Source organism: Pseudomonas sp. GM18 (assembly GCF_000282195.1).
Lineage (GTDB): Bacteria > Pseudomonadota > Gammaproteobacteria > Pseudomonadales > Pseudomonadaceae > Aquipseudomonas.
In genome coordinates this window covers 80,712-106,109 of sequence record NZ_AKJT01000033.1, presented here as the reverse complement: position 1 = coordinate 106,109, position 25,398 = coordinate 80,712, and the positions used below count along the sequence as shown (strand labels likewise).

The following is a 25,398-nucleotide window of genomic DNA, read 5'->3' as shown; positions in this document are numbered from 1 at the left end:
CGTTCCACTCGGCGCGCGGGTGTTCGCTGAGGGCCAGGAAGTGACCGCTGACCAGGGTCGGTTCGTCGCCTTTACCTTCGGCGAGTTGATAGTCGCTGCGATGACGTTCGAGGGCGCGGGTCGCCAGTTGCTTGCCGCGCGCGCGGTCAGTGAAACGGCCGGGGTAGTCGTAGTCTTCGAGGTCCGGGGCGAACGTGCTCTTGGCCGCGCTTTCCGGCAGCAGACGGGGTTTTTCGAAGTCGTAGTCGCGGCGGCTGACGCGGGTGGTGCGGGTTTCCAGGCGCAGGTTGAAGCGCTTGATCACCGGCTTTTCGGCGGCCATGCCGGAATCCTGCTGGTAGCTCACCGGCGCGAGTTTGCGGAACACCGTCTGGTCATCGCCGAACACCAGCTTGTGGCCGCTGGTCGAGTGCTGGAAGTGAAAGTGGATGCCTTCCTCTTCGCACAGGCGCTGGATGAAATGCAGGTCGGATTCGTCGTACTGCACGCAGTACACGCGCTCCGGGTAGATGGCGCCGAGCTGGAAGCTGTAGGCGTCGGCCAGAATGCCCCGGGCTTCGAGGACCTGGGCGATGATCTTCGGCACGCTGAGCTGCTGGAAAATCTGCTGGTCGTGGTTGTGCCGCAGGTAGGCCAGTTGCGGCACCAGGCTGATGCTGTAGCGGGTCAGGCTCTTGCCGGAATCGCCTTGCTCGATGCGGTACACCAGGCCATGGATTTTTCCCTGGCCGGTGGCGCCGAAGGTCAGGCAGCCGGGCTTGTGCAGCAGCTCTTCGAGTTTCAGGTCGGGGCGGGTGCTGACCAGTTCGATGTCGAAACAGAACGGCTGGTTGAGGGCCTCGCGGCCGACGAAGCTGAGCACCTGAAGGTCGACGGAAACGCCTTCGAGGGTGAGAGAAATATGGATTGCGTTTGCGTCCAGCATGCCTTGAATTCCGTCCTTTGAAAAAGCAGAGGCGGATGGTGCAGGATTAAATGGCCACGTTCAAGGTTGGAATGCCGTAGGTCCGGGAGTGACGGGTATCGGGTTTTCCCCTATAACCGCTGTTTTTCCTAATGAGTACAGGCATTGCTCGAGGCAATTGGCCGTTATGCCAGATAAAAAGAAGGCCCCACGAATGGGGCCTTCATTTATTACTCAGTCAGTCAATTCAAAGCGATTGCAACGAAATGGTTGCGCTCTGAGAGTCTTGCTGGCTGTCAGCATCCATCCAGACCCACTGTGTACCGTCACCTTGCAGATTATTGGAGATGTTCTGAATCTGCGAGTAAGAGATCTTGACGGCCCCAACCTCACTTGCAGTAGGCCCAATCGTGGTGACTTGGCCGGAGAGCAGGCCATTCGAAGTCTCATTGACGACGAATACGGTCGCTTGCGCCTCACGGAACTGGCAGGAGAGGAACTGTGTAATGGTGCTGGTGATCGTCAGGTTCATCCATTTCGATGGAGGCACCGCATAGTAACGGGAGTACTTGTTGAACGGATGCTGTTCACCATCGGCTGGCAGCGGATAATTGCTGAGCCCCGATGTATTGGTCGGCATGCTGACACTTCCCAGCCAGATTTCGACCTGTGATTTACCGCTGTTGCTGGACAGTGAGACCGAAACGGTTTGAGTATCGGTGCCCGAGACAAAACCCAACGATGCCAGGCCTGCATTGGCCGTGGTGCCAGGCACCGTGATCGGCACGGGCGGCTGGCTATTGCTCCAGTTCACGCTGACAGTCGAGTTGTTGTCATTTTGAGCGGAGTTGTAGATAAAGATCCCATAAAGCTGGCCTGGGCTAAGCGCAGTACAGGTGGCTGTATCACCTGCGGTGAGCGTAATGCGTTGTCCGCCGTTCCAGTTAATTTGGGCAGCTGAGATAGCGACACTTTCCATGTTGGAGTTCCTTTTCCTGTTGTGGTGGTATAAGGATTGCGCACAGCAGTTATCCTTACCTGCGCCGTGCGTGGAAAAGAGACTAGTTGAAGGTATGTAACGGTCAAGTAACTGCCTGGTTATAGTCGGTTGCGAGTCATTATTTTTTGGAATAGTTGCAAGTGTAAGGCGCTATAAGTTTGCTTCGCGAATAAAAATATAAAGCTGTCAATGGCCGCCTATCTTTTATCTGGTTTAATATTTTTTAAATTGCAATAAGAATATATCTAAAAAATATAATAGGCGAAAAGATATAACTCTCAATGAAGAAAAATAGGCGGACTGTCTTTTTATTAAAATCCACCGGCAGGCCCCGAAATCAGGACCTGCGCTAGTAGTGGAGGCATGGGGGGGAATTTCAGCCCAACTGCCGCCGATACGGCAAATCCGGCCCGGTCTTGCTGCAGGTCAACGCCGCGGCGCTCACCGCAAACCTGAGCATCGCGTCAATCTGCTCACGGCTCAGCCGCTGCACACCCTCAACCGAATCCATCCGCTGCTCGGTCAGCCAGGTAATCAGCGCTGCCTGGAAGGTATCGCCAGCCCCGACAGTGTCGGCAATCTTCACCGAACAAGCTGGCACCGACCATGTGCCATGAGCCCGGCTGAACACCGTCGCCCCCTGACCGCCACGGGTCAGGAACACCAGCTGACAGCGATGCTCCAGCCAGCCTTCGATCACGCGCTGCGGATCCTGCTCGGGGTACAACAGGCTCAAATCTTCGTCGCTGACCTTGATCAGGTCGGCAAGCTCCACCAGGGTGGCGATCCGTGAACGCCACAACTCGATGTTCGGCTCGGGGTTCAGGCGCACGTTCGGGTCGAGGCTGATCAGGCGTTTGCCGCTTTCGCGCTGCACCAGCGCCAGCAAGGTATCGGCAATCGGTTGCACCACCAGCGAGAACGAGCCGATATGCAGGCCGCGCACTTCAGGCCCCAGTTCTGGCAGGTGCTCCAGTTTCAATTGCCGGTCAGCGCAGCCTTCGCCACGAAAGCTGTAGTGGGGCGAGCCATTGGCACCGACCGCCACCATCGCCAGCGTGGTGGGCGCGGCAAAGTCCACCAGGTAATCCGGGCGCACGCCTTCATCCTGCAGCACTTGCTGCAACCGTCGGCCAAGGTAATCGGTCGACAGCCCGGCAAACAGCGCGGCATCCACGCCCAAACGGCGCAAACCCACCGCCACATTGAACGGCGAGCCGCCGGCAATTGCCTTGAAATTCACTTTGGACGCCAGGCCGCTGGCATCGTCTTCGCTAAAGAAATCGAACAGCGCTTCACCACACACCAGATACATAGTTGCTCGCTCTTTAAAGGGTTGCGACATGCTGTTGATAGCGTTCGTAGGCCTGCTGACAGGCCTGTACATTTTCTGCAATCGGCAAGGTTTCACTGGCCAGGTCGAGCTTCACGCAGCGCTCGCACAAGTCCGCCAGGCTGTCTTCGTGGCCGTTTGCCCAGGACTTGCACCACGCCGCCTGAATCGCTGCGCCAAGGGCCGCTGCCTCGCTGTGTTCGGTACAAATCACTGGCGTATTCATGATGTCGGCGACGATCTGCCGCCACACCGGGCTTTTGGAGCCGCCGCCGGTCAGGCAGATGCTGCGGCTTTGTAAGCCATTGTGGCGCAGCAGGTCCAGCCCGTAACGCAAACCGAAGGTGGTGCCTTCCACCACGGCGCGGCACAGATTGGCCCGGGTCAGGTTGGTCATGGTCAACCCCAGCAGGCTGCCGCTGGCATGGGGCAGGGCGGGAACGCGTTCGCCATTGAGGAACGGCAGCATGCACACGCCTTCGGCACCAATCGGCGCTTGTTCGACCAAGGCGTTGAACTGCTCGATATCCAGTTCGAATAATTCGCGAATCGCGCCGGTGGCATTGGTCAGGTTCATCGTGCAGATCAGCGGCAGCCAGCCGCCGCTGGAGGAGCAGAACGTTGCCACCGAGGCGTCCGGGCTGACGTGCGCTTGCTCGGCATAGGCGTAGACCGTTCCCGAAGAACCGAGGCTCATGGTGATTGCGCCGGGCTTGATGTTGCCGGTGCCGATCGCGCCCATCATGTTGTCGCCGCCGCCGCTGGAGACCAGTGCCTTGGGGTTGATGCCCAGATGTTCGGCGATGCCTGGCAGGATCGTGCCGACCGGCTGGTGGGCATCGATCAGCTCCGGGAGCGCGGCTTGCAGGCGCCCGCTGGGGTCGATGTCGCGCAGCAGTTGCAAGTCCCACTGACGGGTTCGTACGTTGAAATAGCCGGTGCCCGACGCATCGCCGTACTCGCTGCAACTGCGGCCGGTGAGCCAATAGTTGAGGTAGTCATGGGGCAGCAGGATGCGGGCGATCCGGGCGAAAATCTCCGGATGTTGTTCTTTGGTCCAGAGCAGTTTGGACACGGTGTAGCCCGGCGCGATGACCACGCCGAGGCGTTCCAGTGAAGCCTTTTCGCCGCCCAGATGAGTCAGCAGGCGATCATTCTCCGGGGTGGATTCGGTATCGCACCAGAGCTTGGCCGGGCGCAGTACCTGGCCGTGATCGTCGAGCAGCACCAGACCATGTTGCTGGCCGGAAACGCCGATGCCGAGAATGGCCTGACCGTCGACATCTGCGGCGAGCAGTGCGCGGCGGGTGGCCTGGGTAAAGGCTTCCAGCCACTGGGCGGTGTCTTGCTCGCGACGCCCGTTGGCACCGCTGATGAGGCTGTGGACAGCGGCGCCCTGACCGAGGACCTGACCGCTGCGCGCGTCGAGGATCACGGCTTTGGTGCCTTGGGTGCCGCAGTCTATGCCCAGGAATAGTTGTTGGTTTGCCATGGAAACTCCCTACCGAAGATCGTTCCCACGCAGAGCGTGGGAACGATCAGAATTCGCCACCGAACTTACGCCAAAACCCGCTCCAGCGTCTGCGTCACGCCAACTTCCCGCAAGCTGTTGCAGCACCACTCGAACGCCGCGACAAACTCTGGCGAACGCGGGATCGCCGTGCCGAAAATCTCTTCAACCTCCAGCAGCCGCTGGGTGATCAACGCATCATCGGCCACCAGCGCCTGACAGAACGCCGCCCGCGGATCGGGAATCGAATAGGTGTGGCCATTCTCATCCACGCCTTTGAGGTACAGCGCCCACGCCGCCACCACCAGCGCCGCGCGCTTGGTCTCGCGGCCATCGGCGATCAAGCGGTTGAGGGTCGGCACGGTGAATTTCGGAAACTTCGACGAACCGTCCGAACACACCCGCTCCAGCTGATCGGCAATCGCCTGATTGGAGAAGCGCGCGACCAGGGTGTTTTTGTATTCGGTCAAATCGATGCCTGGCACCGGCGCCAGTTGCGGCGTCACGTCCAGGTCCATGTAGGCACGCATGTAGCGCACGAACAGGGGGTCGTTCATGGTTTCGTGAACGAAGCGGTAACCCTTCAAAAAACCCAGATAAGTCAGGGCCAGGTGGCTGCCGTTGAGCAGTTTGATCTTCATCTCTTCGTAAGGCGTGACGTCGTCGGTGAACTGCACGCCGACCTTTTCCCAGGCCGGGCGACCGTTGACGAATTTGTCTTCCAGCACCCACTGCACAAACGGTTCGCAGACCACTGGCCAGGCGTCGTCGATGCTGTGTTTGTCGTGCAGTTGCAGACGATGCTCGGTGCTGGTCATCGGTGTGATGCGGTCGACCATGGCGTTGGGGAAGCTGACGTTGCGCTCGATCCAGTCGCGCAGGTCGGCATCGCGCAGGGCGGCGAATGCGAGCAAGGCTTTACGGGTCACCGCGCCGTTGTGTGGCAGGTTATCGCAGGACATCAGCGTAAACGCAGGCGTGCCGGCTGCACGCCGTTTGGCCAGCGCGGCGCAAAGGAAGCCGAACACGGTTTTCGGCGCGTTCGGGTTGGCCAGGTCGTGCTGGATCTGCGGCAGGTGTGCCATGAACTCGCCGTTGCTGTCATCGATGCAGTAGCCGCCCTCGGTGATGGTCAGCGAGACGATGCGGATTTCGGGGCTGGCCAGTTTATCGATCAGCGCCTCGGCGCTGTCTTCGGCCAGCAGCATGTCGCGGATGGCGCCGATGACTCGCACTTCGGTGTCGTCGGTATCGCCGAGTTCAAACAGGGTGAACAGGTAATCCTGCTCTTGCAGATCGTCACGGGCGCGACGGTCTTCGGCGCGCAGGCCAACCCCGCAGATGGCCCAGTCCAGCGCTTCGCCGGTGTTCATCAAGGCGTCGGTGTAGTACGCCTGATGCGCGCGGTGGAAACCGCCGACGCCAATGTGCGCGATGCCCTGGCGGGTGTCGCTCAGGGTGTAGGCGGGCAGGGCCACCTCGGGGGCGAGGCGGTTGAGGTTGGACTTATTCAGTTTCATCGCATGCTCTCTGAAATCAGGCTGCGGCGCGCAGTGGACGGGTTAGCGCCACGCCGTCGGCATCGAATAAATGGCAGTGTTCGGCGTCCAGGTGCAGGCTCAGGGTTTCGCCATAACGGCTCGCCAGATCGCCGCGAACGCGCATGGTCAGCGCTTCGCCGGACGAGGTCAGGACGTGGCAGAAGGTGTCGCTGCCCAAACGTTCGCTGACATCGGCGGTGACTTGCAGCGTGCAATCGCCGGGTTGCGCCAGCTCCAGATGTTCCGGGCGAATGCCCAGCGTCACCGTGCCGCCGACGCTCAGGTTCGCTCCGCTCAGCGGCAGGCTGATGCGGGTGCCGGCGTCCAGCAGCACTTCGCAGCCCCGGCTTTCAACACGGGTGACTTTACCTTTGAGGAAGCCCATTTTCGGTGTGCCAAGGAAGCCTGCGACAAACAGGTTGGCCGGCTGGTGATACAGGTCCAGTGGTGAACCGACCTGCTCGATCTTGCCGCCATTGAGCACGACGACTTTGTCGGCCATGGTCATGGCTTCGACCTGATCGTGGGTCACGTAGATCATGGTGGCTTGCAGTTCTTTGTGCAGGCGCAACAGTTCCAGGCGCATCTGCACCCGCAGGGCGGCGTCGAGGTTGGACAGCGGTTCGTCGAACAGGAAAATTTTCGGGTTACGCACGATGGCCCGGCCGATCGCCACGCGCTGACGCTGACCGCCGGACAGCTGTTTCGGTTTACGTTCGAGCATCGGCCCGAGTTCCAGAATGCGCGCTGCTTCGCCGACTTTCTTCTCGACTTCAGCTTTCGCTACACCGGCCAGGTCGAGGGCGAACGACATGTTTTTACGCACACTCATGTGCGGGTACAGGGCGTAGGTCTGGAACACCATCGCCAGGTCGCGCTTGGCCGGGCTGACTTCGGTGATGTCGCGTCCATCGAGTTCGATGGTGCCGCCGCTGACTTCTTCAAGGCCGGCGATCAACCGCAGCAGGGTGGACTTGCCGCAACCCGACGGGCCGACGAACACCACGAACTCCTTGTCGTTCACTTCCAGGTCGATGCCTTTGATGATGGAAAAACCTTCGAAGCCTTTTTGCAGATTTTTTATTTTCAGGTTGGCCATGATGGCGCTCCTTTGTGCTTATTCTTTGAGGGCTATTTCACGGCGCCAAACGACAGGCCGCGGACCAATTGTTTCTGGCTGATCCAGCCGAAAATCAGGATCGGCGCACAGGCCAGGGTCGACACCGCCGACAACTTGGCCCAGAACAGACCTTCAGGGCTTGAGTACGAGGCGATCAAGGCGGTCAGTGGCGCGGCTTTGGACGAGGTCAGGTTCAGCGACCAGAACGCCTCGTTCCAGCACAGGATCAGCGACAGCAACACCGTGGAAGCCAGGCCGCCCTTGGCGATCGGCAACAGCACCCGGACCATTTCCTGCCACAACGTGGCGCCATCCAGACGTGCTGCTTCGAGGATGTCCTTGGGGATGTCTTTGAAGTAGGTGTAAATCATCCAGACCACGATCGGCAGGTTGATCAGCGTGTAGATCACGATCAGCGCGATCCGCGTATCCAGCAGGCCGAAGCTCTTGGCCAGCAGGTAGATCGGCATCAGCACGCCCACCGGCGGCAGCATCTTGGTGGAGAGCATCCACAGCAACGTGCCTTTGGTGCGCTGGGTTTCGTAGAACGCCATAGAGTAGGCCGCCGGCACCGCAATCAGCAGGCACAACGCCGTGGCGCTGAAGGAAATCACCACCGAGTTCCAGGCGAAGCTGAAGTAATCGCTACGCTCGTTGATGTGCAGGTAGTTCTCCAGCGTCGGCGTGAAGATGAACTGCGGCGGTGTGGCGAACGCGTCGATTTCGGTCTTGAAACTGGTTAGCACCATCCAGAAGATCGGAAAGAAAATCAGGATCGCGATGGCCCAGGCCAGGGTGCCGAGCAGCAGGCTTTGCAGACGACGGGATTGTTGAAGAGTCATGGCGCAGGCCTCAGGCTTTGTCTGTCAGGTTTTTGCCGATCATGCGCACCAGCACGATGGCCGCGATGTTGGCAATCACCACCGCGATCAAACCGCCGGCGGAGGCCATGCCGACGTCGAACTGCACCAGCGCCTGGTTGTAGATCAGGTAGGCGAGGTTGGTCGAGGCGTAGCCGGGGCCGCCGTTGGTGGTGGTGAAGATTTCGGCGAACACCGACAGCAGGAAGATGGTTTCGATCATCACCACCACCGCAATCGGCCGGGCCAGGTGCGGCAAGGTCAGGTGCCAGAAGATGGCGATCGGGCCAGCACCGTCCAGGCGTGCGGCTTCTTTCTGTTCCTGGTCGAGGGACTGCATGGCGGTCATCAGGATCAGGATCGCGAAGGGCAGCCATTGCCAGGACACAATGATGATGATCGACAGCAGCGGGTAGTGCGCCAGCCAGTCCACCGGCTGCGCGCCGAACAGCTTCCAGATGTAGGCAAGAATCCCTGAGACTGGGTGAAAGATCAGGTTCTTCCAGATCAGCGAACCGACGGTGGGCATGATGAAGAACGGCGAGATCAACATCACCCGCACGATGCCGCGACCGAGAAACTCACTGGCCTCCAGCAACGCGCTGATCAACACGCCGAACACCACGCTGATCAGCAACACGCTGCCCACCAGCAACAGGGTGTTGGTGGCGCCGGGCAGGAAACCCGAATCGCTCAGGAAGTAGCTGAAGTTCTCCAGCCCCACGAATTCGTTTTCGCCGGGGTAGAGCAGGTTGTAGCGGATCATCGAAAAATAAACGGTCATGCCCAGCGGCACGATCATCCACAGCAGCAGCAATGCCACCGAGGGGCTGACCAGAAACCAGCCGGGGTTGGTCAACCGGCTTTTACGCACCGGTTGCGGGATGTCCATATGAGCTTTGACAGTGGTTGAAGTATTCATGGTGATCAGAACCGATTCATGCAGACCTATGAAGATCTAATGTGGGAGCGAGCAGGTTCGCTCCCACAGAAGGCGAGAGCAGGGTGCGTTGGTTACTTGGGATAACCGGCGCGCTTCATCTCTCGTTCGGTGGTTGACTGGGCGGCGGTCAGGGCCTGGTCGACCGTGGTCTGGCCGATCAGCGCGGCCGAGAACAGCTTGCCGACCTGGGTGCCCACGGCCTGGAACTCTGGAATGGTCACCAACTGGATGCCGACGTAGGGCACCGGTTTGGCGCTCGGATTGCTCGGGTCTGCGGCTTTCAGCGATTCCAGCGTTACCTTGGCGAATGGCGCGGCATTCATGTAGGCCTCGGTGTAGGTCGAGGCGCGCGTGCCTGGCGGCACGTTGGCGATGCCGTCTTTTTCCGCGACCAGGGCACCGTACTCCCTGGACGTGGCCCAGGCGCTGAAGGTTTTCGCCGCGTCCTTGGCTTTGGAACTGGTCGGAATCGCCAGCGCCCAGGAATACAACCAGGCCGAGCCTTTGTCCGTGGTTTCGTGTGGCGCGTAGGTGAAGCCGACGTGATCGCTGACTTTGCTTTGGGTTTTGTCGGTCACGAAAGAACCCGCAACACTGGCATCGACCCAGATCGCACACTTGCCGCTGTTGAACAGCGCCAGGTTTTCGTTGAAGCCGTTGCTTGAGGCGCCCGGCGGGCCGGATTTCTTCATGGCGTCGACGTAGAAATTCAGCGCATTTTTCCACTCGGGGCCAGTGAATTCCGGCTGCCATTTCTCATCAAACCAGCGCGCACCATAGGCGTTGGCGAGGGTGCTGATCAGCGCCATATTCTCGCCCCAGCCGGCCTTTCCGCGCAGGCAGATGCCGTACTGTTCCTTATCCTTGTTGGTAAGTTTGCTGGCGAATTCGCCGATCTGGGTCCAGGTCGGGCGTTCCGGCATGGTCAGCCCGGCGTCCTTGAACAGGTCGGTGCGGTAATAGGTGATGGAGCTTTCAGCGTAGAACGGCAGGGCATAGAGCGAGCCCTTGACCGACAGGCCTTCACGCACCGAAGGGAAAACGTCGTCGAGGGCGTAGCTGGCCGGCAAGTCCTTCATCGGTTCCAGCCAACCCTTGGCACCCCAGAGTGCGGCTTCGTACATGCCGATGGTCAGCACATCGAACTGCCCGCCCTGGGTGGCGATGTCGGTGGTCAGGCGCTGGCGCAGGACGTTTTCTTCGAGCACCACCCAATTTAACTTGATGTCCGGATGCTCGGCCTCGAAGGTTTTCGAGAGCTTTTGCATGCGGATCATGTCGCTGTTGTTGACGGTGGCGATGGTCAGGGTCTGGGCGCCGAGGCTGACGCTGCTGAGGGTCATGCAGGTGAGGGCAAGCAGAGCTTTTACCGAAGGTTGCATCATGCACTCCTTTTCTGCACCCGGCGGGGTTACAGAAGGACAGTTATTGTTTTTGTGTCTTCCTGCGGAGGAAGAATGTGCGCTGATTACAGCCTTCAAACGCAGGGCTGACAAATCATCCCTAGCACTCAAACCGATACTTTTTTGCACTGGTGTTTTGATGGGGAGGCGCAAGGCACGGCTATCCAGCCGTTACGAAGGTTGAATTGAGTACAGGTTTTTGCGGTCTCAGCTGTGGTTTTGCTCGGTCAACCGCTGAACCACCAACCGACGGTAGTGTGAAGGCGTCATGCCCTTGAGCTGTTGAAAACGCCGGTTGAAGTTGGAAATATTGTTGAAACCCGACTCGAAACACACATCGGTCACCGGTTTGTCGCCGTCGGCCAGCAACTCGCAGGATTTGCTGATGCGCAGGCGATTGACGAACTCAATGAAACAGCGCCCGGTGGCCTGCTTGAATACCCGACTGAAGTAGGTCGGCGTCAGACCCAAGTGCTCGGCGACTTCTTCCAGCGGCAAGTCCCGGGCGTAATGGGCAAAGATGTAATCCACCGCGCGGTTGGTGCGGTCAATATTGTGTTCGTCGGCCAATTGCGGCGTTGTGGCCCCCGACAGCAACTGATAGTCATCGGACGTCGCCAGCAGCTCCAGCAGAATGAAAAAATGCCCGAGCCGGGTCATGCCCTGGGTGTCGGCGATGCGCTGCATCAAGGTCATGGCCTGGCGGATGGTGCGTTTGCAGCGAAACTCGATGCCGTACTGCGCGCGCTCCAGCAAGGGCGCAAGCGTCTTGAGTTCGGCGAACACCTGATGGCCGCTTTCGAATAGCTCGTCAGTGAAATTGACCAGCATGTCGCGCTTGGGCACCACTTCGTCTTCGGCCACCTGGCTGATCCAGTTGTGGGGCAGGTTGGGGCCGGTCAGGAACAGGGTTTCCGGGTAGAAGTTGCCGATGTAGTCACCGATGAACACCTTGCCGGAGCTGGCGACGATCAGGTGCAGTTCGTATTCCTTGTGAAAATGCCAGCGCACCAGAGGGCAGGGGAATCCGTGCTGGCGATAGATGATGGACAACCCGTTGTGGTCGTCCATCAGTTCATAGGAAGGATCGGTGACTCTGGCGGTTCGGGTCATGTCAGGGCACTTTTTATTGTCATTGCACCCTGATCATGCCTCTTTCCGGGCCTTTAATGCCAGCTTGCGACGCTCCGGGCGATTAAGCCGGTTCCCGAACATGCAAAGCATGGCCGTAGACCGCTTTCATGCTGGTGGCCGTCCAGCAATATCGAACGATCTCTGACTCATCAAAAAAATCGGTATTGATGATGCTACAGCGTGTCACCCAGTCCCGGGTGGGATTGAACCAGTCATTGATCTGGTTTTTGATGTCTTGAGGGCCCCCGAGAAACGCATAGCTGGTGGCCGATAGCGACCATAGAAATGCTCCGTAAGGCGCGTCTTTGAGCGTGCTGGAAATATAGGTTTTCAGATCTTCGGTGTCGATAAATCGCCTGCTGCTCCACTTGTGTGTGATGCGCGGCCAGAAGTAATCCTCATCCAGTTCCCGCCGTAGAGGCGCCGCCAGCACCACCCTGCAGCGCGTACTGATTTGCTTGAGCTCGCCGATCGTTTTTGTGGCGTTGTCAGGCGGTATTACCCACTGTCCGAGTCGACTGACCAGAAAGTCATTGAGTTTTTGATAATCAAAGGGCTTGGCCCCGTCGGCGAGCTGGTGGAAATCCAGCACAATGAATTCATCCGGATTACGCTCAAGGAACGCTAATACGGCTGTGACCAGTTCATCGAGGACGCGATGAGACTGGTGCCCGTTGTGATGAAAATAGAAGATCGACTGGTCAGTACCCTCGGTGTAGCCCAAGCGGATATCAAAGGCCCGTGCACCATTGGACAGTTGCCAGGCAAATGAACCGTTTTGACACGTCGTCCAGTTACCGATGACCACTTCATAATTAGGCGCCTGTTTATCCATGCCGGCGTTATGGGCGCCGGGCCAGACGACATCGGTCAGTTTTATACGATCGATGTCGAGGACATTACTCATCCACTTTTGTTTGTCTAACGTGACAGCTGTGTTATGGGTCATGACAGTTCCTTGTCGTTGACTCGCCCCCTCCCTGGGGACGACGAAGTTAATGTGTCAGATGTGGCTGAGTGCTACATCCGAATGGCTCGCCTGCATAGACAGGCTTTCATGACCCAGCATAGAAGTACGCGATAGTATTGCCAGTCAGGGAAATACTTGCACAAAAATAGCCATTTAATGGCACGGTGATTAAGGGGCTCGCTCGGCGGCTTTATTCAGGTTCGCGACTCGGCAATATGAAACAATTTGCGTCTCTTCAATGAAGTCGACGTTGATGATGTTGCACTTTTGCGTCCAATCGACTTTTTCCGGGTCAAACCACGAATCAAGCTCTTCATGAATATCTTCGGGGCCACCGAGGGCGGTATAACTGGTGGCGGATAGCGACCACGGCGCCCATGTTCCAGGCGGGTTTGTCAGCACATTAGTAATGTGCTTCTGCAAGTCGGCAGCGCTGGTGATACCGCTGCCAGACCATTTGTGTTGAATTTGCTCAAGGAACACGTTTCGATCAAGTGCTCTGTTCCAGGGAGCTGCGACCAGAACCCTTTGTTCAGAACTGATTTGTTTGAGTTGACGGAGGCTCAGAGACCGGTTTTGAGTGGGGATGATGCGGTCACCAAGAAGATGGATCATCATGTTGTTGAAATAAGTAAAATCAAACGTATCCCCTTTCAGTTCGTGAAAGTCCAGGATAATGAATTCATCGGGGTTTTCACGTAGAAATTTTCTCACGTCATCGATCAGGTTCCCCAAAGTGCGAGCATTGCGGTAACCGTTGTGATGCATTCGGAACTTTCCAAGCCCCGGCGCATCGGCGTCGAACATTAATCGGACATCCAACGCTCGGGAGCCGTGGCACAGCTGGGAGTAAAATGATTGGTGCTGACAGGCCAGCCAATGGGCCCCAGGAATCACCGGCCAAGACGCGTGCCAGTCGCTCCCGGCGTTATGGGTACCCGGCAGTGTCAATTCACAGAGCGACAATGTATCAATCGCCAGCGTGCCGGTCATCCAGTTATTAAGTGCAACGTTATTCTGAACAAAGTTGTCCATTTAATGCATCCTTGCATTGTTTGATAAGCAGGTTTGTTGTGTCTCGCTTAATGAGCGAGGCGTATGTTTGGTGGGGTATTTATAAAGCGGGTATCAGGCGTGGTCAATAATACTGATAATGCAGAATGTTTAATATTGGGGTGGGCACTTAAAGTGGGTTTCGGTTTTTCGCTTCAATCCATTGCGCCATATATTGCGTACTTTTGTTGTGGTGGTGGCGTAACATGCTGCCGGTAAAATTATCCCTTCTAAGTTGCGGCAAGTGCTGCTGGCAATACAGTAATTTTTCTATCAGTGCCGGGCCATGTATCGATCGTTGATAACGATCGTTCAGGAGTGTCTGTCCGAAAGATTGGGCGTCTTTCCAGCATGATTCATCCTTGTAGAGCTGAACCGCGTTATTGGCGAACTCTTGTGCTGTGTGGGCGATGGCGCCCGGCCACGAGTGTTCGCCGTACATGGCTTCGGCACCTATCGGTGTGGTGACGTTAGGCGTTCCACAGAGCATGGCATCGACAATTTTGCCTTTGATGCCCGCACCGAAACGCAAAGGTGCCAGGCAAACCCGTGCCGCCGACATGACTTGCAATGCATCTTCTGCCCAGTTCATGACATGAAAACCTTGGGCCGCATTGTGCAGGGCCGTGGCTTTAGGTGGCGTGTAGGCACCATAGATGTGCAACTGGGCATTGGGCAGTTGTTCGCGGATCAACGGCCAGATCGTCGTTTTCATCCAGAGCACCGCATCCCAGTTAGGTGCATGTCGAAAATTGCCGATGCTGAGAAAGTGCGCCCGATCTTCAAAGGTGGCCGGCGGCACGCTGGGCGATTCGACCATCAGCGGACACCAGTGCAGCAAGTTGCGCGGCATGTTGAACTGTTCGACCAGTAACTCGATTTCCACTTCAGAGATCATCAGGTTCAAGTCGCAACGATACAGCGCGGCAATTTCACGTTTCGCCAGATCGGTATCAGCCATCAATTCGAACTCTTCGCGCAACGCTGGCGCGAACAGTTCGTTGAAATCATTGTTGTCGTCACTGGCCTTCAAGCGGTCCTTGAGGCGCTGATGCCGAGCGTGCCGCAAGCTTTGCAAATCCGACGTTTCAAGCACCCGCAACGCGTCAGAACAGTGCTTCTCTACCCGCCAGCCGAACTGTTCCTCCATCATGAACTGATCGAACAGCACAATATCCGGAGCCAGTTCGCGGACGAAGTCGTCGAAACTGCTGTTGTTCAATTCGATCGGCACTTCGCGAATGCCCAGCGCCGTCAGGTCAGCCCGATGTTCTCCGGTGCCGGCCGGGCTGCTGAACGTGATGTCCCAACCCTGCTGCAAGAGCGTCTCGAGGATTTGCATCACATGCCCACTGGCCGCTGAAGAGCGAGGCTCGGGCCAGACGTATCCAATGACCAGGACTTTGGTTGCGTGGGGCTGGGTCATTGGTGTTCCTTCGGACAGGTAATCGGGCAGAAATCGAGAGGGCGCAATTAAACCACAACACGGTCGATTCCGAGCGAAACACCGCCGCCGCAGGACAGCCTGCGGCAGCGGTCCTGGTGTTACACCGTATTGAGTTTCACCAAAACATCCACGCCGATGTAGCCGTTGCGGCTTCGATCAAGCGCTGCCTGCATGGCTTTGATATTTTCCAGGTAGACAGGTCGGTTGGTCGCTAACTGGCTTAACAATGAAGTCGTTATGGCAAACGAGTCTGCGTTTTTTAAGGCCGTAGTGCTTTTGAGGTATACAGGCGGATATTTCCCCGGAATCGCTGGCGCATGTCCGGAGGCAAGGTTCAGCAAAGGGCCTACGTCAAGTTGTTGGTAACCTTTTTGATAAATATCCGGGTCCAACGCATAGTTGAAGTCGCTGGTGTCGGGCGCACCGTGAAACATTTCGTGAACCAAGCCGTCAGCCGTGGTGCCTGAATTGAAAAATTCCTTGCGATAATTATCGTTAAAATTGTGAATGTTAATTCTGATGAATTTTTTGCGCGCTGCCTCAGTGTGGCTTGCCGCTTTCCATTCCTTATACCAAGTAGCGTTTAATGAGGCGAGCGCTTCGGTGTTTTTTGAACCATCAAAAATCAGGTTGCTGAGACTGACCTTCGCAAAGTCAGCTTTTACTTCATTCAGATAGGTGAGGTATTGGTTACGTGTTTGGGGTGAGGCGTCCCCCAAAAGTAGCTTGAGCACAAGGTTTGCATCATCATTTGAACCGGTGTCGGACAAGATGCTGATAGCGCTTTCAACTTTTTTACGCGCCAGAGGAAGACCTTCCTTGATGACACTTCTGGCATAGCTTTCGGGCATTAATTTATAGCGGATTGGAAGGTGGAATTTTATGGTCGACTTGAAGTCATCCAGTTTTCTTCCCCACGGCTGGCCGAGTCGGTTGAGAGCATACCAATCGTCATTCCTGCGGACAGCCGCAAATACAAAAGAATCGACGGCGCTATCAAGTGGGCGCCATGTGCCTTGCGCAACGTCAAGTCGTTGTGCTGCTTTGATCAAGTCGTAAGAATCTGCGGCGCCGGTAAGCTTTCGAAATTGATGGGTGGCATTTTCCAATGAGTGCAGACCTAGCTTGCCAATCCCCAGTGCACCTTTTTTCAGATACTTCCCGGCGCCATAGAGTAGTTCAGGCGTCCCATCCACCGGGTTGAACACCGAGTTGAGAAATCCAAGGCCGATCTTCGCTAACGCTCTCGATTTTGCCCCGATGGAGGCAGCCTTGCCGACTGCGCCAACGGCCTTTGCAACCACGCCGACAACCAGTAACACGTTAATGGCGAGCTCAATCGTGCAAGACAGTACGCTCCCTCTGTTGCGGTCGGGATCATCGGATGTCAAATCCTCAATACAAGACTTGAAAGGTACGATGATATTGATAAAGGTATCGAAGTATTCTTCTTCTCTGGCAAGTTTGAGTTCCAGTTCTGTGCGGCCTCGTGAATCCTCTATCAGCTCTTCATATGTCCAGACAGGTCGATGTTTCAGGATGAAGTCCACCAGCGAATTAAATTGCCCGCTGTAAAAACTCTTGTAATGACTTTGCTGGATTTCGCTTGATTTTTTTTCAGCGGCAGGGAATGTGCCCAGCTTGTCGATTACTCCTTGACTGGATAGGGTGACGCCGTGGGGAACTCCATGGGTATAGCGTTCGATGTTGGTAGGCAACGTGTGTAGGGAGGCGGTTTTACTTAAACTATTAATGTGACCGGTAAAATCCAGCCTCGCGGGTTGCTGTAGCGAGTTTTCTTTTTGTATAAGCGCTGCCAACTCAGGGTTTTCTCGACATTCACCCTGTAAGGTGAACAGCTCATAACAGTACAGCCGTCCTTCATGGTTCGAACATAGCACTAAGCCGTAGCGCCCCGTAGCGGCATCCTTGTCTTTCTGTTTTTCCTGGGGAAACAGGTCTGGAGGCTGGATAAAGGCAACCGATGGACGGATTGTGAAGAGCGTGACTTCGCCGCACAGCAAGCGAACGCGGTCAATGGGCGGTAATGCCGACAAAACGAGGTTCACTGTTGTGGCCATTGCTTTTGCCAATGGTGCATAGGCTTGGTCAAAGCGACGCTTGAATACCCCCTCCGTAGAAACCAGGTTAGGCAAAAGGCGCGGGAAGCTCTGATAGATACTTGTGCCTTTTTTCAAATCCCAATTGCTTGTCCCAAGATGATTGGACATGTTGAGCCCGACCATTGACATAGCCAAAGGCTCGAAACTGTTAAAACCGGGGTATCCCCGTTTTTTTTCGTAGAGTATTTTTTCCTCCAGGAAGTCGCAGCCCGGCACGATATGCTGGAGTATTTCCAGTGATATCGCTTTTCGGCTGGGCAGTGGGGTGGCCAAGGTTGTTGCTGTCTGTGTGTAGAGATCACCGAACGTTTGATAAGCCGCGATGGCAGACTCAACGGCTGCCGGGTAATTACTATTGACACTGTCGAGCGTAACAATACTGTTCAATAAGGCCCAATCAATGATGGGGTCAACCGCCAACACGTGGTGCAGAATTTCCAAGTCCTTGTTGACCGGCTCAATCGCCTCGAGTTGCATGACATCAGAATAGGTCATCGACAGCGCAGACCCGATCGCGTTTGCTTCTGCCAAGGCGACTCCCCTACAGAAGGTGATCCATTCGGGTGTTCCCAAGAGCAGAGAGTCGGGTAGTTCTTTAACCAGAAACTCTGGGGCCTTGCCTGCCATTAGCAAGTAAGCAGCTAATGTGGCGGTATACGCTGGTACTTTATGCTTTTCCTCGAGATGCCTTTCAAATTCGAAGATGATGTCGGGTACCGACTTTTCAATGTTTTCGGGAGCGTAAAGATTGTAACCAGCCACATGATTGCGGGGTTCGTCTTCTCCCGCTGCGGGGTAAATGTCCAGAATGACTGCGGTCATCAGGAGCTGTTCCGCGTACAGGTCAGAGATTTGTTCTCCCGCATTGGAACCGTACCAGCCGAGTGCATCGATGTAGGCTTTAGACCAGGACTGCAAGAAGGGGGGAGTGCCCAATTCGTGCAAAAGATCACGGCAGTTCAACAGGGTCGCGGTGGGCCCTTGGGGCCCCAATGCGATCTCTCCTAGAACTGTCATGAGTTTTTTTTTGCGCCCGGTAAATTGATTCGTCAAAACGCGTATTTTATTTCGCTCATCAGGCGACAATACAACGGACTGATCGTCGAGGGCTGAGATCATTCCCCAATAGTTGTCGAGAGGAGGGCTGGGGCTGTACTCGAATTCTAGATGTTTAATGAGGTTTTTTATGCCCTTTACATCTTCAGGTAGTTCGTACTCGTGAAATGCCATCCACTGCGTGATACCGACAGCATTGTTCACAGAAACAGATCCACCAACTGCAGCCGCGATTTCTGTGAGCGTCGTAAAATCATCATTGAGCTCAGTGTCAAGTTTTATCGCAGTGGTGACGCGGCCTGCCCGGCCGGGAGGCGATACAAAGATATCACCGTCGGTAAATATATAGATCTCAGAGTTCGCATTAACGCCATGTTCTTCAAGAATACGTTTAAAGGCTGGCTTGTCCATCATTCGCTGCAACAGGACTGCACCAGGTTGATGCGCCTGTTCGAAAGATGAATCCTTTTCCGCCGTGATAAATTCACCGTCCCAATACACGGGGTCATCGTCGTTCGCTCCGGCGATGCCTTTTTTAAGCAGCGTGAGCATTCGTTGTCGCTCGATTTCGTCACTTTTAATGTTTTTTTCAGGGTCGTTGATGATGCGATATGGTTTGGAGAAGCGCACATCAGAAGTTGCTGCAATGTCAGGGTGGTTCATTAATAAATCCATTTATCAGGTATTGCTTTTAGGTGTGGCAATCCTCTTGCAGTCGGGGTGAGCAGGCAATTAATGTTGTGTGAATACTTGTTTCTTACTTTCGGAAAGCTATGAAGTTCGCTTGATGCTATTGAAACAGGAAGCGTCGTTCTTTATGGGGTTCGACGCCGAGGATGGATTAATCAAAATCTTTAGTTGTCGAGTATGTTCTTTACTTTGTCACGCAACTGATCAATGGAAAACGGCTTGCCGATCACATACATGCCCTCAGGCACTTCAATACTTTCGGCATAACCGCTGGCGAACAGGATCGGCAACTCGGGGCGCAGCATGCGCGCCTGCCTGGCCAATTCCCGACCGTCCATCACCGGTAAGCCGACATCGGTCATCAGCAAGTCGATGACCTGGTCCTCATCGTTGATGAACGTCAGCGCAGGTTCATGGCCATCGGCTTCAAGCACCCGGAACCCCAGCTCCTCCAGCACATCGACGATCAGCGTGCGCACGATGGCATCGTCTTCGACGACTAGAATGGTGGAGGGGTGGGTGGACATAGTGGGGCTCTCAAAGATTGAATTCGCGGTGGCTGGTCGATCAAAACCGCCGGGCTATAAAAAACAATAGCCGCACAAGATCCGCACAGAATAACCGCTCCTTTGCGCCAGAGCAGTCAAATACAGGATTTCGCCGAAAAACATGTCAGAAAATTGGATCGCCCCGGCCGTTTTGGGGCAGACTCGATGGCTTTCAACAGTTCGACAAGGCTTGCCCATGATCTCTGCGTCTTCGGTTGATGAGCAACGATTCCGCAAACTCCTGAGTCGCAACGTCAGCCTGCCGTTGGGTGTCGGTGTCATCAGCGCGGTGTTTTTTGTCTTGCTGATCACCTATTTGCTGTCGGTGATCCAGTGGGTCCAGCACTCCGACCGGGTGATCAATAATGCCAATGAGGCGATCAAGCTGACCGTCGATCTGGAAACCGGAATGCGCGGTTTCCTGCTCAGTGGTGACGAACATTTCCTTGAGCCCTACGAGACGGCCAAACCGCGCATTGCGGTCGCCCTCAATACCTTGCTCGAACTGACCGCCGACAACCCGGTCCAGACCGATCGCCTGCACCGGCTCCAGGCCTTGCAGGGGGAATGGGTCAATTTCGCGCAATCGATGATCGATTTGCAGCGCGCCAGCGGTGACTACCGCAGCGCCATCAAGGCCGGGCGCGGCAAGCGGCTGACCGATGAGATCCGCAAGCAATTCGAAGACGTGATCGACATGGAGCAGCAGTTGCGTGTCAGGCGCAACGAGGAAGTGCGCAGCACCACGATCTGGAGCATCGCCCTTTATCTATTATTCGTCGCCGGTATCAGCGGGTTGCTGGCCTACATTGGCCGCCGGGATTTGCTCAACCTGTCCCGCAGCTACAGTGCCAACCTCGCCGCGCAACAGGCCAGTGCCCGGCGTCTGGAACAGCAAGCCTGGTTGCGCAGCGGCCAGACCGAACTGGCCGGGCAAGTCCTGGGGCAGTTATCGCTCAATCTGTTGGGGAGCAACATTCTGCAGTTCTGCGCGCACTATCTGGGCAGTGCTGTCGCGGCAATCTATGTCCGAGAGGAACACGGGGGCCTGAAGCGCATTGCGTCTTACGGTTTTTCCCGGGAGCAGGAGGCACTTGAACAGCAGGTTTACAGTGGCGAAGGCATTGTCGGGCAGGTGGCGCAACAGGCGCGCTTGATCCGTCTGGACCCTGTCCCGAGTGATTACTTCAAGGTCTGCTCCGGCCTCGGCGAAGGCCTGCCCCATAGCGTATTGGTGGTGCCGACCCGCGACGACGACCGGGTCAACGGGGTGATCGAACTGGGATTCCTGCGGCCGCTGACGGATCGCGACGTCGAATTGCTCGAGCTGATTGCCGGCAACATCGGTACCTCGATCGAAGCGGCGCGCTACCGCCAGCGCTTGCAGGACGTATTGGCCGAAACCCAGCAACTCAACGAAGAGCTGCAGGTTCAGCAGGAAGAACTCAAGACCGCCAACGAAGAGCTGGAAGAACAGTCGCGGATTCTCAAGGAGTCCCAGGCGCACCTGGAAACCCAGCAGGTCGAGCTGGAGCAAACCAACGAACAACTCGCCGAACAGGCGCAGATCCTGGCCGAGCAACGCGACGCCATGGATCTGAAGAACACCGAACTGAATCAGGCCCAGCTCGAGCTCGAAGCCCGCGCCGAAGAGCTGCAGCGTTCCAGCAAGTACAAGTCCGAATTCCTCGCCAACATGTCCCATGAACTGCGCACGCCGCTGAACAGTTCGTTGATTCTGGCCAAACTGCTGGCGGAAAATCCGCAGGAAAATCTCAGCGCCGAACAAGTCAGGTTCGCCGAGTCGATCTACTGCGCCGGCAACGATCTGCTCCACCTGATCAACGACATTCTCGACATTTCCAAGGTCGAGGCCGGCAAGCTTGAGGTACGCCCGGAGAACACCAGCGTCGAGCGTCTGGTGGAGGGGCTGCGAGGGATGTTCGAGCCGTTGGCCGCGGACAAGAAACTGGATTTCGAGGTCCGATTGCAGGCCGATGCGCCGCTGATGTTGTTCACCGACCGCCAGCGCCTGGAGCAAGTGATCAAGAACCTGCTGTCCAACGCGGTGAAATTCACCGAAAAGGGCACCGTCAGCCTGAGCGTCGCTGCTCAACCTGGCGAGGGCATTGCCTTCATCGTCCGCGATTCCGGGATCGGCATTGCGCCGGATCAACAACAAAGCATATTCGAAGCCTTCCGTCAGGCCGATGGCAGCACTAACCGTCGTTACGGCGGCACCGGCCTGGGATTGTCGATTTCTCGTGATCTGGCCGGGTTGTTGGGCGGCTCCATCAGCCTGATCAGCACACCTGGGCAGGGCAGCGTGTTCACCCTGGTCTTGCCGCAGCACTACGTCGAACCGGGTAACGCGCCGGTCGAGACGATGAACGTCACGCCGGTTGACGCGCCGAAAGCCACCGTGGTTGCCACGCCTGTGCCGTTGATCGCCGACGTTGAGATTGCGCGTTTTGACGATGATCGTCACAAGGAGCCATTTGCCTCTCGCTGCATCCTGGTGGTGGAAGATGAGCCAGACTTTGCGCGCATCCTCTACGATCTGGCCCATGAACTGGGTTATCAGTGCCTGGTGGCCCATGGCGCCGACGAAGGCTTCGACCTGGCCAGGCAATTGATCCCCGATGCAATCCTGCTGGACATGCGCCTGCCGGATCATTCCGGGCTCACGGTATTGCAACGTCTTAAAGAGCACGCTGAAACCCGGCACATTCCCGTGCATGTGATCTCGGTCGAGGATCGCGTCGAGGCCGCCATGCACATGGGCGCCATCGGTTATGTGGTCAAGCCGACCACCCGCGAGGAACTCAAGGAGGTGTTTGCCCGCCTCGAAGCCAAGCTGACCCAGAAGGTCAAACGCATATTGCTGGTCGAAGACGACGATCTGCAGCGCGACAGCATCGCCCGACTGATCGGCGACGAAGACATCGAAATCACTGCCGTCGGCCTGGCGCAGGATGCACTCGACCTGCTGCGTACCACGATGTTCGATTGCATGATCATCGACCTGAAACTGCCGGACATGCTTGGCAACGACTTGCTCAAGCGTATGTCCACCGAGGATATCTGCTCGTTCCCGCCGGTGATCGTCTATACCGGGCGCAACCTGACCCGGGATGAAGAGGCGGAACTGCGCAAGTATTCGCGCTCGATCATCATCAAGGGCGCGCGTTCGCCCGAGCGGTTGCTGGATGAAGTGACCCTCTTTCTGCACAAGGTCGAATCCGGGTTGTCCCATGAGCGCCAGACGATGCTCAAGACCGCCCGCAGCCGCGACAAGGTCTTCGAGGGGCGTAAAGTGCTGCTGGTGGACGACGACGTTCGTAACATCTTTGCCCTCACCAGTGCTCTGGAGCACAAGGGCGCCGTGGTGGTCATTGGTCGTAACGGTCGTGAAGCGATTGAAAAACTGAATGAAGTCGAGGACATCGACCTGGTGCTGATGGACGTGATGATGCCGCAAATGGATGGTTTCGAAGCCACCGTAGAAATCCGCAAGGACCCGCGCTGGCGCAAGCTGCCGATCATTGCGGTGACGGCCAAGGCCATGAAGGACGATCAGGAGCGCTGCTTGCAGGCCGGTTCCAACGACTACCTGGCCAAACCCATCGACCTGGATCGCCTGTTCTCGTTGATTCGTGTGTGGTTGCCGAAGATGGAACGCCTCTAGTGGAGCGTAATACCGAGATCGAATTGCGCTTGTTGATCGAGGCGATTTACCTCAAGTACAGCTACGATTTTCGCGATTACTCCGGCGCGTCGATCAAGCGCCGGGTCAACCATGCGTTGAGCCAATTGGAGTGCAATACCATCTCGGCGCTGCAAGAGAAGGTCCTGCACGACCCGGGCGCGTTCATGCAACTGCTGCAATTGCTGACGATTCCGGTCAGTGAAATGTTTCGCGACCCTCCGTACTTCCTGGCCCTACGCCAGCAAGTGGTGCCACTGCTCAAGACCTGGCCGTCGATCAAGGTCTGGATTGCCGGTTGCAGCACCGGCGAAGAGGTCTATTCGATGGCGATTCTGCTGCGCGAGGAAGGCTTGCTGGATCGCGCCATCATCTACGCCACCGATATCAACCCGCGCTCGCTGGATAAAGCCAGGCAGGGGATTTTCTCCATGGCGAATGTCCGCGCCTACACTCACAACTATCAGCAGGCCGGTGGTCAGCGTTCGTTCGCCGATTACTACACGGCGGCTTATGACTACGCGATTTTCGACAAGAGTCTGTGCGACAACGTGACCTTCGCCGATCACAGCCTGGCCACCGACAGCGTATTCTCGGAAACTCAATTAATTTTGTGTCGTAATGTGCTGATTTACTTCAATAAAAAGCTTCAGGATCGTGCGTTCGGCTTGTTTCACGAATCCCTGTGTCATCGTGGTTTTCTAGGACTTGGCAGTAAGGAAACCCTGGACTTTTCGGCCTATGGCAATCAGTTTGAACCGTTGGTCAAACACGAACGGATCTACCGTAAATCATGAACAGTGCAGGTTTGCCTCTCAGTACTATCCTGACCAAATTGCTGATCGTCGATGACCTGCCGGGGAACCTGCTGGCGCTCGAGGCCTTGATCAAGCGTGAGGACCGCATCGTCTACAAGGCCTTGTGCGCCGATGAAGCTTTGTCGCTGTTGTTGCAGCATGAATTCGCGGTGGCCATTATCGATGTGCAAATGCCCGGCATGAACGGTTTCGAGCTGGCTGAACTGATGCGCGGCACGGAAAAAACCAAGCACATTCCGATTGTGTTCGTCAGTGCCGCCGGCCGCGAGCTCAATTACGCGTTCAAGGGCTACGAAAGTGGTGCGGTGGACTTCCTTTACAAGCCGCTGGATGTTCACGCGGTCAAGAGCAAGGTCAATGTCTTCGTCGACCTGTATCGCCAGAGCAAGGCGATGCAACAGCAGGTCGAAGCCATGGAGCAAAGTCGCCGCGAACAGCAGGCACTGCTAGATCAGTTGCAGAATACCCAGGAAGAGCTGAAGCAGGCGGTGCGCATGCGCGATGACTTCATGTCCATCGTCGCGCACGAAGTCCGTACGCCGCTCAATGGCCTGATCCTCGAAACCCAGTTGCGTAAAATGCACCTGGCCCGGGATAACGCGGCGGCGTTCACCCTGGACAAAATGCACGCCATGGTCGAGCGCGACGAGCGGCAGATCAAAAGCCTGATCCGCCTGATCGAAGACATGCTCGATGTGTCGCGGATCCGCACCGGCAAGCTGTCGATCCGCCCCAATCGGTTTGACCTGGTGCAACTGGTGCACAATCTTTTGCAAAACTTCGCACCGCAGGTTGAGGCCGCAGAGTCGTCAGTCAGCTTGATCGCCGACCAACCCGTGATAGGCGACTGGGACGAGTTTCGTATCGAACAAGTGATTTCCAATCTGCTGACCAATGCGTTGCGCTATGGTGCCAAGAGCGCGATCGACGTACGCGTGTACAATCACCACGGGCAAGCGCGGGTTGAGGTTCAGGATCGCGGTATCGGGATCGGTGAAGAGAATCAGCAGCGCATTTTTCAGCAGTTCGAACGGGTTTCCACCAGGGCCGTGGTGGCGGGGCTGGGCCTGGGGTTGTTTATTTCGCAGCAAATTGTCGCCGCCCATGGTGGCTCCATTACCGTCGAGAGCCGGATTGGCGAAGGCGCCTTGTTTCGCGTTTGTCTGCCGCTGCAGGAAAACAGCCCGATGAACGCAACCTCTGATTGACCACATGGTCGTATCAGCAGCTATTGACCGA

General features: G+C 56.5%; 18 protein-coding genes. 3 read left to right on the top strand and 15 right to left on the bottom strand.

What is annotated here, in order from left to right:
* From tssI to PMI21_RS18650, 15 genes are all read right to left on the bottom strand, one after another.
* The coding region (gene tssI, locus PMI21_RS18580) for a type VI secretion system tip protein TssI/VgrG (protein ID WP_007936738.1) at positions 1-925 on the bottom strand (925 nt) is incomplete at its 3' end.
* A gap of 226 nt (positions 926-1,151) precedes the next feature.
* Entirely contained in the window at positions 1,152-1,883 is a 732-nt protein-coding gene (locus PMI21_RS18585; RefSeq protein ID WP_007936736.1) for a hypothetical protein, read from the bottom strand.
* A gap of 397 nt (positions 1,884-2,280) precedes the next feature.
* Positions 2,281-3,219 carry a carbohydrate kinase family protein gene (locus PMI21_RS18590; RefSeq protein WP_007936735.1) on the bottom strand — a complete coding sequence of 313 codons (939 nt, stop codon included), beginning with the start codon at positions 3,217-3,219 and terminating at the stop codon, positions 2,281-2,283.
* A 13-nt stretch (positions 3,220-3,232) separates the two neighbouring features.
* Positions 3,233-4,729, bottom strand: coding sequence for a xylulokinase (xylB, locus tag PMI21_RS18595; protein WP_007936734.1), 1,497 nt, complete (start codon positions 4,727-4,729; stop codon positions 3,233-3,235).
* A 65-nt stretch (positions 4,730-4,794) separates the two neighbouring features.
* Entirely contained in the window at positions 4,795-6,267 is a 1,473-nt protein-coding gene (locus PMI21_RS18600; RefSeq protein WP_007936733.1) for a mannitol dehydrogenase family protein, read from the bottom strand.
* Positions 6,268-6,283: 16 nt separating this feature from the next.
* Positions 6,284-7,387 (bottom strand): ABC transporter ATP-binding protein, encoded by a 1,104-nt coding sequence (locus PMI21_RS18605; protein WP_007936732.1) that lies wholly within the window; start codon positions 7,385-7,387, stop codon positions 6,284-6,286.
* 32 nt (positions 7,388-7,419) lie between these two features.
* The gene (locus tag PMI21_RS18610; protein WP_007936731.1) at positions 7,420-8,250 is read right to left on the bottom strand and encodes a carbohydrate ABC transporter permease; all 831 of its coding nucleotides are present in this window, start codon (positions 8,248-8,250) and stop codon (positions 7,420-7,422) included.
* Positions 8,251-8,260: 10 nt separating this feature from the next.
* The gene (locus tag PMI21_RS18615; protein WP_007936730.1) at positions 8,261-9,190 is read right to left on the bottom strand and encodes a carbohydrate ABC transporter permease; all 930 of its coding nucleotides are present in this window, start codon (positions 9,188-9,190) and stop codon (positions 8,261-8,263) included.
* 92 nt (positions 9,191-9,282) lie between these two features.
* A complete protein-coding gene (locus PMI21_RS18620; protein WP_007936727.1) occupies positions 9,283-10,593 on the bottom strand; it encodes an ABC transporter substrate-binding protein in 1,311 nt (436 codons plus the stop codon).
* A gap of 228 nt (positions 10,594-10,821) precedes the next feature.
* Complete coding sequence (locus tag PMI21_RS18625; RefSeq protein ID WP_007936717.1) at positions 10,822-11,727, bottom strand: AraC family transcriptional regulator; 906 nt, start codon at positions 11,725-11,727, stop codon at positions 10,822-10,824.
* Positions 11,728-11,809: 82 nt separating this feature from the next.
* Positions 11,810-12,697: a hypothetical protein gene (locus PMI21_RS18630; RefSeq protein WP_007936716.1), complete on the bottom strand. Its 888-nt coding sequence runs from the start codon at positions 12,695-12,697 to the stop codon at positions 11,810-11,812.
* 189 nt (positions 12,698-12,886) lie between these two features.
* Positions 12,887-13,753, bottom strand: a complete 867-nt coding sequence (locus PMI21_RS18635; protein ID WP_007936715.1) for a hypothetical protein — start codon at positions 13,751-13,753, stop codon at positions 12,887-12,889.
* Between the two features lie 148 nt (positions 13,754-13,901).
* Positions 13,902-15,197, bottom strand: a complete 1,296-nt coding sequence (locus tag PMI21_RS18640) for a glycosyltransferase (RefSeq protein ID WP_007936714.1) — start codon at positions 15,195-15,197, stop codon at positions 13,902-13,904.
* Positions 15,198-15,316: 119 nt separating this feature from the next.
* The gene (locus PMI21_RS18645) at positions 15,317-19,060 is read right to left on the bottom strand and encodes a hypothetical protein (protein WP_007936712.1); all 3,744 of its coding nucleotides are present in this window, start codon (positions 19,058-19,060) and stop codon (positions 15,317-15,319) included.
* Positions 19,061-19,251: 191 nt separating this feature from the next.
* On the bottom strand, positions 19,252-19,614 hold the full coding sequence (locus PMI21_RS18650; protein ID WP_007936710.1) for a response regulator: 363 nt from the start codon (positions 19,612-19,614) through the stop codon (positions 19,252-19,254).
* Positions 19,615-19,831: 217 nt separating this feature from the next.
* On the opposite strand from PMI21_RS18650, the gene PMI21_RS18655 reads away from it, so the two are divergent.
* From PMI21_RS18655 to PMI21_RS18665, 3 genes are read left to right on the top strand one after another with little or no spacing between them, the layout of a single operon-like run.
* Complete coding sequence (locus PMI21_RS18655) at positions 19,832-23,323, top strand: response regulator (protein ID WP_007936708.1); 3,492 nt, start codon at positions 19,832-19,834, stop codon at positions 23,321-23,323.
* Complete coding sequence (locus PMI21_RS18660; protein WP_007936706.1) at positions 23,323-24,138, top strand: CheR family methyltransferase; 816 nt, start codon at positions 23,323-23,325, stop codon at positions 24,136-24,138. Before PMI21_RS18655 ends, PMI21_RS18660 begins: the two co-directional genes overlap by 1 nt.
* The gene (locus PMI21_RS18665) at positions 24,135-25,367 is read left to right on the top strand and encodes a hybrid sensor histidine kinase/response regulator (protein ID WP_007936705.1); all 1,233 of its coding nucleotides are present in this window, start codon (positions 24,135-24,137) and stop codon (positions 25,365-25,367) included. Before PMI21_RS18660 ends, PMI21_RS18665 begins: the two co-directional genes overlap by 4 nt.
* Positions 25,368-25,398: the final 31 nt, after the last annotated feature.

What these genes read in the sequence shown, in the direction of transcription:
- PMI21_RS18585 (WP_007936736.1), bottom strand. Translation starts at nt 1,883, where the DNA reads ATGGAAAGTGTCGCTATCTCAGCTGCCCAAATTAACTGGAACGGCGGA.
- PMI21_RS18590 (WP_007936735.1), bottom strand. Translation starts at nt 3,219, where the DNA reads ATGTATCTGGTGTGTGGTGAAGCGCTGTTCGATTTCTTTAGCGAAGAC.
- xylB (WP_007936734.1), bottom strand. Translation starts at nt 4,729, where the DNA reads ATGGCAAACCAACAACTATTCCTGGGCATAGACTGCGGCACCCAAGGC.
- PMI21_RS18600 (WP_007936733.1), bottom strand. Translation starts at nt 6,267, where the DNA reads ATGAAACTGAATAAGTCCAACCTCAACCGCCTCGCCCCCGAGGTGGCC.
- PMI21_RS18605 (WP_007936732.1), bottom strand. Translation starts at nt 7,387, where the DNA reads ATGGCCAACCTGAAAATAAAAAATCTGCAAAAAGGCTTCGAAGGTTTT.
- PMI21_RS18610 (WP_007936731.1), bottom strand. Translation starts at nt 8,250, where the DNA reads ATGACTCTTCAACAATCCCGTCGTCTGCAAAGCCTGCTGCTCGGCACC.
- PMI21_RS18615 (WP_007936730.1), bottom strand. Translation starts at nt 9,190, where the DNA reads ATGAATACTTCAACCACTGTCAAAGCTCATATGGACATCCCGCAACCG.
- PMI21_RS18620 (WP_007936727.1), bottom strand. Translation starts at nt 10,593, where the DNA reads ATGCAACCTTCGGTAAAAGCTCTGCTTGCCCTCACCTGCATGACCCTC.
- PMI21_RS18625 (WP_007936717.1), bottom strand. Translation starts at nt 11,727, where the DNA reads ATGACCCGAACCGCCAGAGTCACCGATCCTTCCTATGAACTGATGGAC.
- PMI21_RS18630 (WP_007936716.1), bottom strand. Translation starts at nt 12,697, where the DNA reads ATGACCCATAACACAGCTGTCACGTTAGACAAACAAAAGTGGATGAGT.
- PMI21_RS18635 (WP_007936715.1), bottom strand. Translation starts at nt 13,753, where the DNA reads ATGGACAACTTTGTTCAGAATAACGTTGCACTTAATAACTGGATGACC.
- PMI21_RS18640 (WP_007936714.1), bottom strand. Translation starts at nt 15,197, where the DNA reads ATGACCCAGCCCCACGCAACCAAAGTCCTGGTCATTGGATACGTCTGG.
- PMI21_RS18645 (WP_007936712.1), bottom strand. Translation starts at nt 19,060, where the DNA reads ATGAACCACCCTGACATTGCAGCAACTTCTGATGTGCGCTTCTCCAAA.
- PMI21_RS18650 (WP_007936710.1), bottom strand. Translation starts at nt 19,614, where the DNA reads ATGTCCACCCACCCCTCCACCATTCTAGTCGTCGAAGACGATGCCATC.
- PMI21_RS18655 (WP_007936708.1), top strand. Translation starts at nt 19,832, where the DNA reads ATGATCTCTGCGTCTTCGGTTGATGAGCAACGATTCCGCAAACTCCTG.
- PMI21_RS18665 (WP_007936705.1), top strand. Translation starts at nt 24,135, where the DNA reads ATGAACAGTGCAGGTTTGCCTCTCAGTACTATCCTGACCAAATTGCTG.